The following is a 17938-nucleotide window of genomic DNA, read 5'->3' as shown; positions in this document are numbered from 1 at the left end:
AACTTCTTTTACAACGAAATTTTATATTTAATATAAATCTTATCAACACCTGTTAAAATCTTAATCCGAGATTGTTTTGTATATAAGTCAATTTGTAAATTTTGTTAATAACCACGTAAAAACTATTCATAAAAAAACAATAAAATGTAATAACTAAATTTTGATTTTAAATTTAAGATTTGCATTACAAATTTTAATTTCACACCAGTAAAAAACTTATTATTTTCTATCTTAAGTTATCAACACGTAATGTTAAATTAACATTAACTGATTATCAACTCATTATCAAAAAGTATTAACAACGCTCTTTTTTCGATTGATTTTTATAAAATCATTATAATAGGAAACTAATAATATTTACAAATTTACTTTATGATACGCTACATATTGATTATTTTTGTAAAACAATATTAACAACACTACTCACTATTATGACAGTATCAATTGGTAACGACCACGCGGGTCCAGACTATAAAAAAGCAATAGTTAACTTCTTAGAAAGCAACAATCATCAAGTTATTAACCACGGAACAGATACTTTTGAAAGTGTTGATTATCCAGATTTTGGTCACGCTGTGGCGAATGATGTTGCAAGTAAAAAAGCCCGTTTTGGAATTGTAATTTGTGGTTCTGGAAACGGAATAGCGATGTCAGCAAATAAACACCAAGATATTCGTGCCGCTTTATGTTGGACAAAAGAAATTGCGGAATTAGCTCGTCAGCATAATGATGCGAATATAATTTCTATTCCGGCACGTTATACTTCTATTCAACAAGCTGTGGAAATGGTAGTTACTTTTTTAAACACCGATTTTGAAGGCGGAAGACACGCAAATAGAGTGAATAAAATTGCTTGTAAATAATATTTTATGTTAATTCCGTCAATCAATTGACGGAATTAATGTTTTTAATACTTTCCACAATTATCACTATACAATTCATACAAAATCAAATTAACATTGCGGTAAAAAACTTTAAAAGGTTAATATAATTTCTTAAAAAACGTTTAAATACAGCCATTGGACAAAAATGTCGTAGAAATGTCGTAAAAAAACCATAAGACCAAATATCAATTTCATTTTAATTTTGATGAAATTTTTAAAAACATTAAAATGGAAACAATAGGATCAAAGATTTCTAAAATTAGAAAACAAAAAGGAATGTCTCAAGAAGAACTTTCTGACTTATCAAAAATTAATTTAAGAACGTTACAAAGAATTGAAAAAGACGAAAACCAACCAAGCGGCAACACATTAAGATTAATTTGTGAAACGTTACAAATTAATATTGAAGAAATTATTAATTATGGTAAAATAGAAGACAATAGTTATCTTATGTTTCTTCATTTATCTATAATTTCAAATGTAATTATTCCTTTAGGAAATATTATTTTTCCATTGATTTTGTGGCTAAACAAAAGAGAAAGTATTATAAACGTAGACAAACAAGGAAAAAATATATTAAATTTTCAAATTTTATTTTCAATAGTGAGTAATTTATTATTTTTTGTCACTGCTTATTTTAAAATATCTCATACTTTTAACACTGAAATTTTATTATACTCTTACCTTATGTTGATTGCCGTAAATACGAGTTATTCTGTCTATGCATCAATAAAAATCAAACAAAATAAAATCAAAGAATATTACATAAATCCAATTGTTTTTGTGAAGTAAATCACAATAAAATTTAAATAAAATTAATTTTTTGGAAAATAATGACCACAATCCAATTCATACAAAATCAAACTAATATTGCTGTTAAAAGCATTGAAGCTACGATACAATTACTTTCGGAAGATTGCACGATTCCGTTTATTTCTCGTTATCGAAAAGATCAAACAGGAAATTTAGATGAGGTTCAAATTGAGCAAATTGCTAAATTAAACAAGCAATTTATTGAAATTGTAAAACGAAAAGAAAGCATTTTAAAATCGATTGAGGAGCAAAACGCACTTTCGGCAGAATTGAAATCAAAAATTGAAAACAGTTTTGATTTACAAGAATTAGAAGATTTTTATTTGCCATATAAAAAGAAGAAAAAAACCAAAGCAGACACCGCGCGTGAAAATGGATTGGAACCATTAGCAAAAATAATTATGTCTCAACGAAATGATGACATTGAGTTTTTGGCATCGAAATATTTAAATGAAAAAGTTACCAATGAAGACGAAGCCCTACAAGGCGCTCGTGATATTATTGCCGAATGGATAAACGAAAATATTTTCATTCGAAAATCGTTACGAAGAACTTTTCTGCGTAAAGCCGAAATTATTACTAAAGTAGTTAAAACCAAAAAAGACGACGAAGCAGCTCAAAAATTTTCCCAATATTTTGATTGGTCTGAAAACATTACCAAAGCCCCATCGCACCGATTATTAGCTATGTTACGCGCTGAAGCCGAAGGATTTATTAAGTTGAATGTAGGTTTAAACGAGGAAGACAAAGACGAAGTAATTCATTTTATGGAAGACAACTTAATTAAAACCAACAACGAAAGTGGCGAACAAATTGAAAAAGCTATTAAAGACAGTTATAAAAGATTGTTAGAACCCGCTATTTCAAACGAAACGTTGCAAGAAGCAAAAACCAAAGCCGATATAAAAGCCATTGATGTTTTTGCAGAAAATTTACGTCAGTTGTTATTGGCGCCACCATTAGGTGAAAAACGCATTTTAGCCATCGATCCTGGCTACAGAAGTGGATGCAAATTAGTTTGTTTAGATGAAAAAGGTGATTTATTAAACAACGAAACGGTTTATCCGCACGCGCCACAAAACGATAGCGCTATGGCGATGAAAAAAATCCGTTCAATGGTTAATGCTTACAATATTGAAGCCATTTCTATTGGAAACGGAACGGCATCACGAGAAACCGAATTTTTTATTAAAAAAATTGCTTTTGATAAACCCGTTCAGGTTTTTGTGGTTTCAGAAGCAGGCGCATCGGTGTACTCGGCGAGTAAAATTGCACGTGATGAATTTCCTAATTATGATGTAACAGTAAGAGGTTCGGTTTCTATTGGAAGACGCTTATCTGATCCGTTAGCAGAATTAGTAAAAATAGATCCTAAATCAATTGGAGTTGGACAATACCAACACGATGTAGATCAAAATAAATTAAAAGAGCAATTAGATACTGTGGTAATGAGTTGTGTAAACTCGGTAGGAATTAACGTCAATACCGCAAGTAAATCGTTGTTGAGCTATGTTTCTGGAATTGGAGAAAAAATGGCTGAAAACATTATAGCCTATCGTTCAGAAAACGGCCCTTTTGAAGACAGAAAGCAACTAAAAAAAGTACCCCGTTTAGGCGAAAAAGCGTACCAACAAGCCGCAGCATTTATTCGTATTAAAGACGGTAAAAACCCGTTAGATAATTCGGCAGTGCACCCGGAAGCGTATGCAATTGTTGAAAAAATGGCAAAAGATTTAGGTGTTAAAACAACAGATTTGATTGCCAACAAAGAAAAAATAGCACAAATACAACCAGAAAATTATATTACATCTGAAATTGGAATTTTAACACTAAAAGACGCTTTAAAAGAGTTAGAAAAACCCGGTTTAGATCCAAGAAAAGCCGCTAAAGTTTTCGAGTTTGACCCAAATGTTCGAACGATTAAAGATTTAAAAACAGGTATGATTTTACCCGGAATTGTGAATAATATTACCGCTTTTGGTTGTTTCGTGGATATTGGAACAAAAGAAAGTGGTTTGGTGCATATTTCGCAATTAAAAGCTGGTTTTGTATCCGATGTAAACGAAGTGGTAAAACTTCATCAACACGTGCAAGTAAAAGTGGTTGAGGTAGATGAAGCAAGAAAACGTATTCAGTTGACGATGGTTTTGTAATTATTAGAGAAACGCATTCCAAAGGAAAACATTTTTTTCTCTTTTTTTCTCTTCTTCATCGTTCCCGTAGCTCCACCAATCTTTTGTTTTGTCTTCAATAAGTGTCCTAAATTCTAAATTAGAAAACATTTTTTTAGCGGTTATAGGTTTTATTTCAGTTGGATTTGTAACGGTTAAGTTTACTTTGGTTGCTATGTAAGAAGTATATAATCTTGGTATTGTAAGACCTAAAATCATTCCAGGTAATCCATTTATTGAACAAGGTCCGCCACTAATGGTGATATCATCGGTATAAAATGCAAAAATATACACATCACCAAAAATTTTTCCAACAGCTTTACGGCAATTATAACCAGCAATTTCACGGTTTTCGTTAGTAATTCTCCATTCAATTGGCGCAATACTGTCTGAAATTACAATAGTTGAACCAACCACTTGTTTTTGTGAACTCATAGAGTTTGTATTAAAATCATAATACCAACTTTTTTCTTCGTCTTGGTCTTTTTCATTTTTTGGAATTCTTGTTTTTTCGCTCCATCGATTAAATTTGAAGAGACTTTTATTGTCTGTAAAACTGTATGTCCAATAAGATGTTTTAAGTTCTGAAAGACTTTCTTTCATCATTTCATCCCAACTAGTATTACTCATATTTTTCTTGACATTGGTATTTACCTCAAACTCAATTTCGGCTTTGTCAACAAATTGCTGTGCCGTTGAGCAAAAGCTAAAAAACAACATTGCTGCTACTAAATATACTGATTTCATCACTTTTCTTTTTTAATTATTGTTTATTTTTAAAATTCCAGATAAAACCAATCATAGCATAGCGTTTAAGTCTATCATTCTGTTCTTCTCCAATTACGTTGCCATAGTTATATCGTTCAATTCCAATGTTTTGATTAAGAATATCTCTAACCAAAAAGTAGGCAGTAAATTCATCATTTTTAAAAGTGCGTTGTACTCTTGCATTCCAAATTTGATTCGTAAGATTACTCTGAAAATCATCCGTTTTTTGTCGAGTATATAAGTTATAATCTGTGCTAATTTTCCAATTTTTACTTAAATAATAGCTTGCATCTATACTTAAATTATAGGTATTAAATGAGTTTACTTCGTTGTTAAGTGACGTACTATTTCTATTATTTGAAAATTGATTATTGATGTAAAATTCATAACTTTTTTCTTCTGATTTAGAAAAATAAAACGAAAAATTTGAATTTATATTCTTTGAATTGTTCAGAACATTATTAATACTTATCATCGATTTATTATAACTAATTGAAGGATTAATTCCGGCATCCAAATCAAACTTTTTTATTTTAAAACCATATCCCATATAAAAATTACCAGAAAAATTACCGTTGGTATTGATTGCTTTAGAGATAGTTTTTGCGTTATCTATATCAATATCTCTGTTATAAGTAATTAAATTCGACGTAGTTCTAAAATTAACGCCTTGATACATATGAGATTCGCTCAAGATATTATAATTATTATGAGAAATATTTATACTATTTGTAAAAGATTGCTTTAAGTCAGGATTTCCAATAATTTGATTAAAAAAATCTTGATTGTTTCGCAAGGGTTGTAATTGGTCAATCGTTGGTTGCGATGTTGAGCCATTATAATTGATTCTTAAATTACCATTATTTTTGTATTTATAAGAAAAACTGGCTGATGGAAAAAGATTGGTATAATTTCGTTTGTACTCTTTATTGAAGGTTTGGTCAATTAAATCAAAAAAGGTAAAACCAAATCCACTACCAAAGCTATAATTTATTTTTTTTGAGTTATAACTCATTATAAAATTGGGTTTGTTAACTACAATAGTTTGTTCAAATTGATTTGACAGTCCACTATTCAGTAAATCATATTGGTTCGATAAAGTTGAAAAATCATACGTTAATTGATTGTTTTTTCCTGTATTGTAAGCAATTTGATAACCAAGTTGCAACGCCCAATTTTTAGCAATCGGCTCAGTATAAACAAGATTTACATTCGTATTTTGAGTTGTTTTTTTACCAATTTTGTTTTGATTAAGGCTTATAATAGAAGAAGAAATTCCTGAAATAAAACTTTCATTATCAGATTTTAAATAATTATCAGAATCATTATTTAAACTGCTCCAAGACAAGTTCATTGAAAAAGTACGACGTAATTTTGCAAACTTATGTTTAAACAAAACAGAAGCCATTAATGATTGCTTTTCTGAATTTGTTTCCAGATTTTTTTGACTATTATTTTTTAAAACGCCATTTTCATCAGTAGTAGTTCCATTGGTAAATTCATTACTTTTAGTAGCATAAAAATTTGTTTTTGCATTTATTTTAATCGTATTTAATGAATCTAATTTTATATCATAAGACGCATTTAATTTATAATTTTTTCTTGTTACGTTTGTAGCGGTAGAAGTATTTTCATTTAGTTGTGTTTCACCAATTTGTGTTCTATTATTTCTTTTATTAGTATTGGTGTAGTTTTGAGTATTAAATTTAGGCGAGAAATTTAAAGTTTGTTTGTCGTTCCATTTATTGTTGTAATGTAATCCACCATTCGTGTTTTTTATAAAACCATTTTGCGTATCCACTTGCGGTTCGTCATCATTATTGCCTCCAATCCATTGGTAACTAACGTTTCCATCATCATCCATATTCATCGTAACATCGCTGTTTTCACCACCAAATTTATCGCTATCCTCCCAATTTAAACCGTCCTGACCCGTATTTCCATTTAATAAAAACGCTGAAATTTTCCTTTTTCCTTTAAAGGCACTTAACATCAAATTGCTATTATACCTTGGGTCTAGCTCTTCTAATGGCCCAGCAGAGTTGTCTATTTTTCCAAAACGTCCTTTCTTTTTATCTTCCTTAAGTTTGAGATTTATTGTTTTTTGACTTTTCCCATCGTCAATTCCTGTAAATTCTGCTTGATCGCTTTTTTTATCAAATACTTGTACTGTTTTAACTGCATCGGCACGAAGATTTTTTGTAGCCATTCCTGGGTCGTCACCAAAAAATTCTTCACCATCCACTAGAACTTTTTTAACCGATTCGCCCATCGCTTTGATTTCTCCGTTCTTATCAACTTGAATACCAGGAAGCTTTTTTAATAATTCTTCCACATTTGCGTTTACATCAACTTTATAATCACTTGCTCTATAGCTAGTTGTATCACCTTTAATTCGTATTGAACCACCTTTAATAATTACTTCTTCTATTAATTTGCTTTTATTAAATAGCCCGATTGTTTCTTGTTTATTTTCATTTTCTTTTATTTCTATTTCATCTACATAGTCGGCAAATTGACTATTTGATATGCTCAAAATATATTTTCCTGATTTGATGTTTTTAATTAAAAACTTGCCTTCTTTATCTGATCTTGTAAATCGATACAAAATAGAATCTTTAGGCGTTATTAAAGCTATTACGGCATTTTCAACAGGTTTTTTTTCTAAATCATTAACTTGCCCAGAAAGGGTTCCTTTTTGAGAAAAGGATGAAATCGAAAATAATAGGAAAGCAACAAGTAAGTAATTACATTTTAACATAATATATTTTTAGGGCTTAAAAAATCTCAGTTCTTTCCAACAAAAATAAGGAAACAGTTGTTATTTAAATTGGTTTTCAATTAAATAAACGAGTTTTATTAAAAAATATTTTACTAAAGCGTAAACTTTTTACTATAATTCAAGAAATAACCTAAAACAAAAAATTCCAAATTCCAAGTTGTTAAATTTGGAATTTGGAATTTTTTTATTGGAATTTAAAAAAATTTATTCTTTAGTTTCCTCTTCTTTTTTAGCTACTGGCGTTTCGTCTTCACCTTTAGCTGCTTTTTTAAATTCCTTGATACCGCCACCAAGTCCTTTCATTAATTCTGGAATTTTTTTACCTCCAAAGAATAAGACAACAACAGCAATAATAATAATCCACTCTGTTCCACCAATGGCTCCTAAAGTTATATATAAAGAATTCATTTTGTTTAAATTTAAAATTTATACCACAAAGGTACATAAAAAAATAAAACACAAATAAAATTATTCTTTTTTATTGGCACAACTTGTCCCGAATCTCGAGATTTACTAATTGGCACATTCGCTAATTATCTTATATTTGTATAAAATCTGGTGATTTGTCTTAAAAAAGACTAAAAACAAAACCGACAAGTATGTCAATTAAAGCAATTGCAGCTAAAATACTCGCTAAATATTCTCATTTTCAAACGCAAAAATGGGCGAACGAACCTGTTGCTTCGCAAGAAAAAGTATTTAAATCCTTATTGCGTGAAGCAAAAAAAACGCAGTTTGGAAAAGAGCATCACTTTTCAAACATCAACTCATTTGAAGATTTTGCCAAGCAAGTGCCTGTTCGAGATTACGAAGATTTAAAATCCTATGTAGATAAAGTTGTAGCTGGCGAATCGGATGTTTTATGGAAAGGTAAACCGTTGTATTTTGCAAAAACTTCAGGAACAACTTCAGGCGCGAAATACATTCCGCTAACGGCAGAATCGATGCCATTTCATATTCAGGCTGCGAAAAACGCCATTTTAAGTTACATTCATGAAACGGGTAAAGCCGATTTTGTTGACGGAAAAATGATTTTTTTACAAGGAAGTCCAGAAATGGAAGAAAAAAATGGAATTAAATTAGGAAGGCTTTCAGGAATTGTAGCGCATTATGTGCCAAAATATTTACAAAAAAACCGATTACCAAGTTGGAAAACCAATTGTATTGACGATTGGGAAACCAAAGTCGATGCCATTGTAGAAGAAACATTTCATCAAAATATGACGGTGATTTCAGGCATTCCAAGTTGGGTACAAATGTATTTCGAAAAATTAAAAACAAAATCGAGTTTGCCTGTTGGCGAGTTGTTTAAAAACTTCAATTTATTCATTTATGGCGGTGTAAATTACGAACCTTATCGTGCTAAATTTGAACAATTAATAGGTAGAAAAGTTGATTCAATTGAATTATTTCCTGCTTCTGAAGGGTTTTTTGCCTATCAAGATTCGCAAACTGCAAAAGGGATGTTATTGCTACTGAATTCTGGAATTTTCTATGAGTTTATTAAAGCCGATGATTTTTTCACAGAAAACCCTAAACGCCTCACAATTAGCGAAGTAGAAATTAACGTAAATTATGTTTTGATTATTTCTACCAACGCCGGACTTTGGGCATACAATATTGGCGATACAATTGCGTTTACCTCTACAAAACCGTATCGAATAATTGTTACCGGAAGAATTAAACATTACATCTCTGCTTTTGGCGAACACGTGATTGGAAAAGAAGTAGAAACCACTTTGCAAAAAGCCATTTCAGGAACAAATATAAGCGTAAATGAGTTTACGGTTGCGCCACAAATTACTCCGAAAAGCGGTTTACCGTATCACGAATGGTTAATAGAATTTGATTCGGAACCAGAAGATTTGGAAACTTTTGCATTAAAAATTGATGCAGAAATGCGCCAACAAAATGTGTATTACGACGATTTAATAAAAGGAAATGTATTGCGAACACTTGTGATTACGAAAGTGGCAAAAAATGGTTTTCAAAACTATATGAAATCCATCGGAAAATTAGGCGGACAAAACAAATTACCAAGATTAAGCAATGATAGAAAAATTGCTGATTTTTTTGAAGTGTAAATAAAGAAATTATTAACTTTCTATATACAAAAAGCGAACGAAAACGGACTATAGAATAAATTTATTACCTTTGTTGGTTATAAAATAGAAATTAATGAGAGACATTAAAAACATTTCGCGTTCTCGGGCGCAAGAATCGTCGGCAGCTATCGAACGATTGTACATTACTATGCGACACTTATTTAACAGAGGTTTTTACAAACCAATGGGTGTTTCAGGAGAAACCTTACGTGAAGCTTTATTATCCTTACGACCAGAAATTTATGGTTCTATTGCAGAGGAAAAAGTAGAGTTAAACGGATTATTATACGTGATTGAGCGTTTACCAGTAGGTATCGAACAATGTCGTTATATTAATTTAACGTCGGATGAAGGCTATGCGAATTCGCACTTTAAAGCCATCGTTCCGCCAAAAAGAAGAAGAAATTGTTATCGTATAGATGACGAACAAATGAATATTGAAATTACCCGTGGTCGTTCGGATATTTATGATATTTTAACACACCTTACGTTTATTTTCATCGAATCACATAAAATTAAAGATAGAGTTTTAATTGACGATGAAGGCTTGGTATCTCGCGATTGGCAAAAACTGGAACAATTCGCCCTTCAAACTAAAAAACTAACACCTATAGATAGAGAAATTGCGATGTCGCACTTGTCTAATGTTTTAGGAAGAACCTTTGCAGAAGTTCAAGACATTTATGATGGTTTTGCCACAACTGAAGCTCCAGAACGTTTTTTACAAATTATATATTGGTTAGGAAAAATTGCAATTGAAGAAATTGTAGATAATAACAAGCGCACGATTACTTTTAGTCCGATTTTAAGAGAACGATTAGGGCATCATATTTACGGAGAAATTTGGGCAAATAACATTAAAGAAACGCTTAGCAAAAATAACTTATTAGAAAGACCGATTCATATAATAAGTGCGAATATGCACAGTGTAATGAATTCTGTTTTTGCACCTGCGGTTTTAGCAACAAAATATAAAGGAAAAGAAGCGTTTCAAATTTATGAAGACTTAAGTTCGTCTTCTCACAAAGAGTTACGTAAAAAAGTGGAAGATGTTGCGTTACAAAACGGAATGATTTCGCTGCCAGACACTTCAGGAACAAACATTGATGTGCAGATTTTTGACACTGCGAAATTCGATTGGAAAAAAACAGCTTTTCCATCGGCAACAATAAAGGAAAAACCAGTACTTATTGTAATGGATTATGCTTTTGGTGAACAAGCGTACGAAACCATTGATGAACTATTGAAACCGTATAAAGTTGATAAAACCAAGACACTATTAAATGTGGAATCGGTTTCTATAATGGGAAAAGCCGGAATTTTAGAAGGCGGAAAAGGCGACATTATGATTCCAAACGCACACGTGAATGAAGGAACTGCAGATAATTATCATTTCGAAAACGAACTTACAAAAGAAATGTTCGAAGGAAATGGAATACCCGTTTTTTCAGGACCTATGATAACGGTTTTAGGAACGTCTTTACAAAATAGAGATTTACTAAAATTTTTCCACGAATCCACTTGGGAAGCCATTGGTTTGGAAATGGAAGGTTCGTATTATCAAAAAGCCATTCAATCTGCTTCAAGAATTAGAAAAAGCATCAACACAAATGTAAAAGTAAGATACGCATATTACGCCTCAGACAACCCTTTAGAAACGGGAAGCACTTTAGCTTCTGGAGGTTTAGGAACTACTGGTGTAAAACCAACGTATTTAATTACCATTAAAATATTAGAACAAATTTTTAACGTAAACTAAGATTATGAGTACAAATTCTCAAGAGCAAGAAATTGATTTAAGCCAAATTGGAAAAAGCATTTCAAAAGGCTTTCAAAAAGTAATAAACAATTGTTTCGATTTGTTGTTTTTTATTCAAAAGAAATTTTTAATTGTTTTTACTATATTAGTTATTGGAGGCGGTTTAGGTTTTTATTTAGACAAAGAACCTAACTATACAAATGATATTGTAGTTTTTCCTAATTTTGGGAGCAATGAGTATTTGTACGATAAAATAAATTTAATTTCTTTAAAATTAAAAGAAAAAGACAAAGCGTTTTTTACAAAAATTGGAATTAAAAACATTAAAGATTTTGTTTCTATTGATATTCAACCCATTAACGGAATTTATAATTTTATTAATTCAGAAAGCCAGAAAAACAATTTTGAATTGGTTAAATTAATGGCAGAAGATGGCGATTTAGAAAAAATAATTGAGGATCCAACTACCAGTAAAAACTATTATTTACACGGCATAAACATCAAAACCGCGATAGCTTACCAGCAAAAAGACTTAATTGACCCTATATTAAACTATTTACAACAGTCGGAATATTTTATTAAACTTCAGAAAATTCAACAAAATAATTTAGAAGAAAAATTAGTAGCTAACAAGTCATTAATCACTCAGATTGATCAAATTGTTTCAAGTTTAAGTCAAAATAAAATAGGAAGCGGTGTTTCAATATCTGAAAACACAGGTATTAGTGATATTATTCAAAAAAAGGACAATTTAATTTTTGAAAACCAAAAATTAGCAACCAACCGATTAGAGTTTGAAAAAATTATTAAAGATCAGGATATTGTATTAAATCAAATGAATACAAGCGGTGCAAACAATAAATTAAAATTTATTTTACCGTTATTGTTTGTATTGTTTTATTTATTAGGATATTGGTTTTCAAAAGTATATAAACAACAAAAACAAAGAATTAAAGCATAATGAAACACATTTTAGTAACTGGCGGAGCCGGATTTATTGGCGCAAATTTTGTCCCATATTTTATAGCAAATAATCCAGAGTATCATTTAGTAAATTTAGACGCATTAACTTATGCAGGTAATTTAGAAAATGTTTCTGAAGTAGAAAACCATGAACGATATACTTTTGTAAAAGGTGATATTGTGGATGGTGAATTTATTAAAGAATTGTTTGCAAAATATCAATTTCATGATGTTGTTCACTTCGCAGCAGAAAGTCATGTAGATAATTCTATTTCTGGTCCTGAAGCGTTTATTAAAACTAATGTGTTAGGAACATTTAACCTTTTAGATACAGCCAGAAAACTATGGATGTCTGCTCCAAATCAGTATAACGAAGCATTCAAAAACGCGCGTTTTCACCATGTTTCTACGGATGAGGTATATGGAACTTTAGGCGAAACAGGTTTGTTTGAAGAAACCACGCCATATGCGCCAAATAGCCCATATTCAGCATCTAAAGCAGGTTCAGATATGATTGTTCGTAGTTATTTTCATACCTATGGAATGAATGTAGTAACTACTAATTGTTCTAATAATTACGGACCAAAACAACATAATGAAAAACTAATTCCTACTATTATTCGTAAAGCATTGGCTGGAGAAAACATTCCAATTTACGGAGACGGAAAAAACGTACGAGATTGGTTATACGTTTTAGACCACTGTAAAGGAATTGAGTTAGCATTTAAAACCGGAAAATCTGGTGAAACGTATAATGTTGGAGGAAGAAACGAACGTAATAATTTACAAATTGTAGATACCGTTTGTACTATTTTAAATCAATTAAAACCAAAAGCAACAGGAAAATACCAAGATCAAATTACATTTGTAACAGACCGTCCTGGCCACGATTTACGTTATGCAATTGATGCCACAAAAATTGAAACAGAACTTGGCTGGAAAGCAGATGAAAACTTTGAAACAGGAATTAAAAAAACAATTGAATGGTACTTGAAAAAGTTTCAAGTTTAAAGTTATTTTTGTTTCAAGTTAATTAACCTGAAACCTGAAACCTGAAACTTTAAACAAATTAAACAAAAAAACTATGAAAGGAATTATATTAGCCGGAGGCTCAGGAACACGTTTACACCCGTTAACATTAGCGGTGAGTAAGCAATTAATGCCAATTTATGACAAACCCATGATTTACTATCCGCTATCAACTTTGATGTGGGCAGGAATCAACGAAATTTTAATTATTTCTACCCCACACGATTTGCCTTTGTTTCAACACTTATTAGGCGACGGAAGCAGTTTAGGGTGCAGATTTGAATATGCCGTACAAGAACATCCAAACGGTTTAGCCGAAGCATTTATTATTGGAAAAGAATTTGTGGGTAACGACAAAGTAGCCTTAGTTTTAGGCGACAATATATTTTACGGAACTGGATTGGCCGAATTACTTCAAGCCAACAACAATCCAGATGGCGGAATTGTGTATGCATACCATGTACACGATCCAGAACGTTATGGCGTGGTAGAATTTGACGCAACAGGAAAAGTGCTTTCTATTGAAGAAAAACCTACAGCACCTAAATCAAATTATGCCGTTCCTGGAATTTATTTTTACGATAATTCTGTGATTGAAATTGCAGCGAACATACAACCAAGTCACCGTGGCGAATTAGAAATTACCGATATTAATAAAGCCTATTTAGAACAAGGTAAATTAAAAGTTAGTATTTTAGACAGAGGAACGGCTTGGTTAGACACCGGAACATTCCAGTCGTTAATGCAAGCCGGGCAATTTGTTCAGGTTATTGAAGAACGTCAAGGATTAAAAATCGGCGCTATTGAAGAAGCAGCATATAAAATGGGTTTCATCAATGCAGAACAATTAAAAAAACTAGCCGAACCATTACTAAAAAGCGGCTACGGAACACATTTAATGAGCATAATTTAATACTCAATTTGTCAATTAGCCAATTTGTCAATTAATTAGTTGTACGCGAACATTGGCACATTGAACATTGACACATTGAACATTGTCTAATTGACAAATTGAACACATGAAATTTATAGAAACCAAATTAAAAGGCTGTTTTATTTTAGAGCCAAATGTAATACAAGATGACCGCGGCTATTTTATGGAGAGCTTCAATGAGAATACTTTTTATAAAGGCATTGGTCAAAAAGTTACTTTTGTACAAGACAATCAGTCCTTTTCTTCAAAAGGAGTCTTACGAGGATTACATTATCAAACCGGAGAACATGCACAAGCTAAATTAGTGCGTGTTTTACAAGGTGAAGTATTAGACGTTGCAGTAGATTTAAGACCTAATTCTGAAACTTTTGGACAATACGAAACGGTACTTTTAACAGCAGAAAATCAAACTCAATTTTTTATTCCGAGAGGTTTTGCCCACGGATTTTTAGTATTGAGCGAAACAGCAACTTTCTTTTACAAATGCGATAATTTCTACAATAAAGAAAGTGAAGGCGGATTAATTTATAACGATTCTACTGTAAATATAGATTGGAATTTTCCTTACGAACAATTAATTATTTCAGAAAAAGATCAAATATTACCCACTTTAGACAACGCAATAAAAGTATGGTAGTTTTAGTTACAGGCGCAAACGGACAATTAGGACAAGCTATACAGTCGGTTGTTGGAAATTATCCTTCAATCGATTTTGTGTTTTGTTCGTCAGTAGAATTAAATATCACTGATAAAAGTAATTGCGAAACCATTTTCGAAAAACATAAACCACAATTTTGTATTAATGCAGCTGCTTATACAGCTGTTGACAAAGCGGAATCGGAATCAGAAAAAGCATACGCTATAAATGTTACAGGCGCGCAAAATTTAGCATTCGTTTGTAAAGCGCACAACACCGTTTTATTGCACGTTTCAACCGATTTTGTTTTCGACGGCTTAGCAACTCAACCTTATTCAGAAGGTGCCGTTCCAAATCCAACAGGCGTTTATGGAATAACCAAATTACAAGGGGAACAAGCCATACAAAACACTTGGGAAAAGCATTTTATCATTAGAACCTCTTGGGTATATTCGCAATTTGCCAATAATTTTATGAAGACGATGTTGCGATTGGCATCAGAAAGAGATAGTTTATCGGTAGTTTCAGACCAAATTGGTACACCAACAAATGCTGTTGATTTAGCAGAATGCTTGTTAACTATTATCTCTTTCGACATTCGACATTCGACATTCGACCGCTATGGAATTTACAATTTTAGTAACGAAGGCCAATGTTCTTGGTACGATTTTGCTAAAGAAATATTTAAAGTAAATAACATTTCCATAAATTTACAAGCTATTCCAACATCTGCATATCCCACGCCGGCTAAAAGACCAGTATATAGTGTTTTGGACAAAAGTAAAATAAAAAAGGAATTTGGTATTGAGGTTAAGGATTGGGAAGTAAGTTTGAAAAATTATTGATTTAAATTAATTTTATTCAGAAACAAAATAAAAACAATAAAATTTCGTTATTTAAATAAAAAACATAATTTTGTAAAAAATAAAAATAAAAAACATGAGAAAAAATTTTTTGTTAATTACTACAATGATGGTTTTATTATTAACTTCATGTGGTAAAAAGGAAGAAGTTAAGGACGAAACTCCAAAAGTAAATCCTAAAACGTTTAAAGTAGAAATTGAAGGAACTTTTAAAAAAGATGATGAGTTAATTTTATTTTGGAAAGACAAGTCAATTTCTTTTTTTGATGATAACCATACTATTTATCAAGGAATTAAAGGAAGTATTGTGCCTCAAAAAGTAGTTTTTGAATTTCAAGAAGGCGACATGCCAAACGACATAAGACTTGATATTAGTTCAAAGAAAGAACAAAATGAAATTACTTTAAATTATATCAAACTTGAGCAAGAGAGTCGTTCGTTTATGATTTTAAAAGATAAATTTACTGAGTTTTTTAGACCTAACGAGTTTATCAGTTTAGACGCTAAAACAGGCATAATAACAACTAAAGAAATTAATGGTGCTTACGACCCAATATTTTTCACAACACCAATATTTTTCCCTCAGATGGAAGCGGTTTTAATGACTAGGTTTTAAATGCTTTTTAATAAATGATTTCTAAAAAAGCAGAAAAAATAAAACGGTTAGCGAGAAAAGATTTTATTTTAAATTTTTTCTCGCTAACTGTTTTTCAAGCTGTTGAGTTATTAATTCCTCTTATAACCATCCCGATAATTATAAGTAAAGTTGGTGCAGAAAAATTTGGGCTTATTAGTTTTGCCATCGTTTTTTCTTTCCTTTTTCAAATATTTGTCGATTTTGGCTTTAACACTATTTCTACTAGGGATATATCTATAAATAAAAAGGATTTCAAAATAGTTTCACAAATTTTTAATGAAACATTGAATTCAAAAATTATATTATCTTTAATTTGTTTGTTTTTTTATATTAATATTATTCTATTTTTCGACAAATTTAATTCCGATAAAGAAATTTTTATTTTCACCTTCATTTCTTTTATTTTTCAGTCTTTAATACCATTTTGGTTTTTTCAAGGCTTGCAAGAATCTAAATACATTACTATTTCTAGTTTTATTGGTAGGTTTATTTATTTATTATTTATCATACTTTTTATAAAATCGGAAAATGATTATTTACTGGTACCAGTATTTAATGCAATTGGATTTTTAATTTCATTTGCTATCACTTTTTTTATAATTTATAAAAAATTCAAAATTAAAATCAAGCTAATTCGAATAGAACAATTTAAAAACCAATTAAAAAAAGGTAAGTTTATGTTTCTTTCAGAATTTAAATTATACTTTATATCTTATTTTAATGTTTTGTTACTAGGTCTAATATCCGGAAACGTAGCTGTTGCTTATTTTGTTGGAGCCGAAAAAATTATTAAAGCTATTAGTAACATGTTTGCACCAATACAAAATTCTTTATTACCTATTTTAGCAATAAATCTCAACAATAATAAAAAAGAAACAATTAGATTAATAAAAAAAATATTACCAATTACTATTGTTCTTTTATCTATTTTTTCAATTTTTCTTTTTTATCATTCCGAAAACATAATAGTTTTGATTTTAGGCATTGAAATGAATAATAGCATAATTGTTTTCAAAATATTGGCTTTTGTACCCTTGTTGACTTTTTTAGATTTGTTTTTTGGAAAGCAAATTTTATTAAATTTAAAAAAAGAAAAACAATTTTTTAAAGTCATTTTAATTGTAGCAATAATTAACGTTCCTATAATTTTTTATTTTATTAATAATTATAGCTACATTGGCGCTGCAATTGCTCAATTAACCTCACTCTTTTTTTTAGTTAATGGTATGTTTTACTTTTCTTATAAAACTTTAAAAGAAAAATAACACTTACTTTTTTACAAGTTTCAACAAAAATAATGTGTTTTTAATTTGTATATTTGGGGATAAATTTTTCTTTTCTAAACTATATTTCTAAAAAAGCAATGAGATTAAAAAAAGCAATTGAAGTATTATTTACTATAGGGATATTTTTTTTACCCTTTAATGAGTACGAAGGTATTCCTTTCTTGGGAGAATACAAGTCAGAGGCCGCAGCCTTGTTTTTTGTATTAGCTTTTATTTTAATTTGTTTTTATTCGGTTTATACAAATAAAATTTATTTGCCTTATACAAATAAAATTTATTATGCACTTTTTCTATTTTTATTTGTATG

The 17938-nt window shown here is 30.4% G+C and carries 15 protein-coding genes; 12 read left to right on the top strand and 3 right to left on the bottom strand.

The genetic code is table 11. The annotated features are described in order from the left end of the window. Window positions 1–431: 431 nt before the first annotated feature. From rpiB to ACIQ16_RS05140, 3 genes are all read left to right on the top strand, one after another. On the top strand, window positions 432–863 hold the full coding sequence (rpiB, locus tag ACIQ16_RS05150) for a ribose 5-phosphate isomerase B (RefSeq protein ID WP_396149285.1): 432 nt from the start codon (window positions 432–434) through the stop codon (window positions 861–863). A gap of 249 nt (window positions 864–1112) precedes the next feature. Further along, a complete protein-coding gene (locus ACIQ16_RS05145) occupies window positions 1113–1676 on the top strand; it encodes a DUF4870 domain-containing protein (protein WP_396149283.1) in 564 nt (187 codons plus the stop codon). Between the two features lie 41 nt (window positions 1677–1717). Then, on the top strand, window positions 1718–3850 hold the full coding sequence (locus ACIQ16_RS05140; protein WP_396149281.1) for a Tex family protein: 2133 nt from the start codon (window positions 1718–1720) through the stop codon (window positions 3848–3850). A gap of 3 nt (window positions 3851–3853) precedes the next feature. On the opposite strand, the gene ACIQ16_RS05135 is transcribed toward ACIQ16_RS05140, so the two are convergent. From ACIQ16_RS05135 to ACIQ16_RS05125, 3 genes are all read right to left on the bottom strand, one after another. Beyond that, window positions 3854–4615, bottom strand: a complete 762-nt coding sequence (locus ACIQ16_RS05135; RefSeq protein ID WP_396149279.1) for a GLPGLI family protein — start codon at window positions 4613–4615, stop codon at window positions 3854–3856. Between the two features lie 16 nt (window positions 4616–4631). Then, window positions 4632–7397, bottom strand: a complete 2766-nt coding sequence (locus ACIQ16_RS05130) for an outer membrane beta-barrel protein (RefSeq protein WP_396149277.1) — start codon at window positions 7395–7397, stop codon at window positions 4632–4634. Between the two features lie 225 nt (window positions 7398–7622). Then, a complete protein-coding gene (locus ACIQ16_RS05125; RefSeq protein WP_396149275.1) occupies window positions 7623–7826 on the bottom strand; it encodes a twin-arginine translocase TatA/TatE family subunit in 204 nt (67 codons plus the stop codon). 191 nt (window positions 7827–8017) lie between these two features. On the opposite strand from ACIQ16_RS05125, the gene ACIQ16_RS05120 reads away from it, so the two are divergent. From ACIQ16_RS05120 to ACIQ16_RS05080, 9 genes are all read left to right on the top strand, one after another. Further along, the gene (locus ACIQ16_RS05120; protein ID WP_396149273.1) at window positions 8018–9502 is read left to right on the top strand and encodes a GH3 auxin-responsive promoter family protein; all 1485 of its coding nucleotides are present in this window, start codon (window positions 8018–8020) and stop codon (window positions 9500–9502) included. 94 nt (window positions 9503–9596) lie between these two features. Next, window positions 9597–11282 (top strand): DUF6909 family protein, encoded by a 1686-nt coding sequence (locus ACIQ16_RS05115; RefSeq protein ID WP_396149271.1) that lies wholly within the window; start codon window positions 9597–9599, stop codon window positions 11280–11282. Between the two features lie 4 nt (window positions 11283–11286). Continuing rightward, entirely contained in the window at window positions 11287–12243 is a 957-nt protein-coding gene (locus ACIQ16_RS05110) for a hypothetical protein (RefSeq protein ID WP_396149269.1), read from the top strand. Then, entirely contained in the window at window positions 12243–13256 is a 1014-nt protein-coding gene (gene rfbB / locus ACIQ16_RS05105) for a dTDP-glucose 4,6-dehydratase (protein ID WP_396149267.1), read from the top strand. Before ACIQ16_RS05110 ends, rfbB begins: the two co-directional genes overlap by 1 nt. A 73-nt stretch (window positions 13257–13329) precedes the next feature. After that, a complete protein-coding gene (rfbA, locus tag ACIQ16_RS05100) occupies window positions 13330–14187 on the top strand; it encodes a glucose-1-phosphate thymidylyltransferase RfbA (protein WP_396149265.1) in 858 nt (285 codons plus the stop codon). Between the two features lie 106 nt (window positions 14188–14293). After that, window positions 14294–14845: a dTDP-4-dehydrorhamnose 3,5-epimerase gene (gene rfbC, locus ACIQ16_RS05095; RefSeq protein ID WP_396149263.1), complete on the top strand. Its 552-nt coding sequence runs from the start codon at window positions 14294–14296 to the stop codon at window positions 14843–14845. Continuing rightward, window positions 14839–15690: a dTDP-4-dehydrorhamnose reductase gene (gene rfbD, locus ACIQ16_RS05090; protein ID WP_396149260.1), complete on the top strand. Its 852-nt coding sequence runs from the start codon at window positions 14839–14841 to the stop codon at window positions 15688–15690. The genes rfbC and rfbD overlap by 7 nt, the downstream gene beginning before the upstream one ends. 94 nt (window positions 15691–15784) lie before the next feature. Beyond that, the gene (locus ACIQ16_RS05085) at window positions 15785–16324 is read left to right on the top strand and encodes a hypothetical protein (RefSeq protein WP_396149257.1); all 540 of its coding nucleotides are present in this window, start codon (window positions 15785–15787) and stop codon (window positions 16322–16324) included. Between the two features lie 14 nt (window positions 16325–16338). After that, window positions 16339–17610 carry an oligosaccharide flippase family protein gene (locus ACIQ16_RS05080; protein ID WP_396149255.1) on the top strand — a complete coding sequence of 424 codons (1272 nt, stop codon included), beginning with the start codon at window positions 16339–16341 and terminating at the stop codon, window positions 17608–17610. Window positions 17611–17938: the final 328 nt, after the last annotated feature.

This window comes from Flavobacterium sp. (assembly GCF_044360715.1).
Taxonomy (GTDB): Bacteria; Bacteroidota; Bacteroidia; order Flavobacteriales; family Flavobacteriaceae; genus Flavobacterium.
Note: the sequence above shows the minus strand (reverse complement) of the source record. Positions and strands in the feature narration are given on the sequence as shown.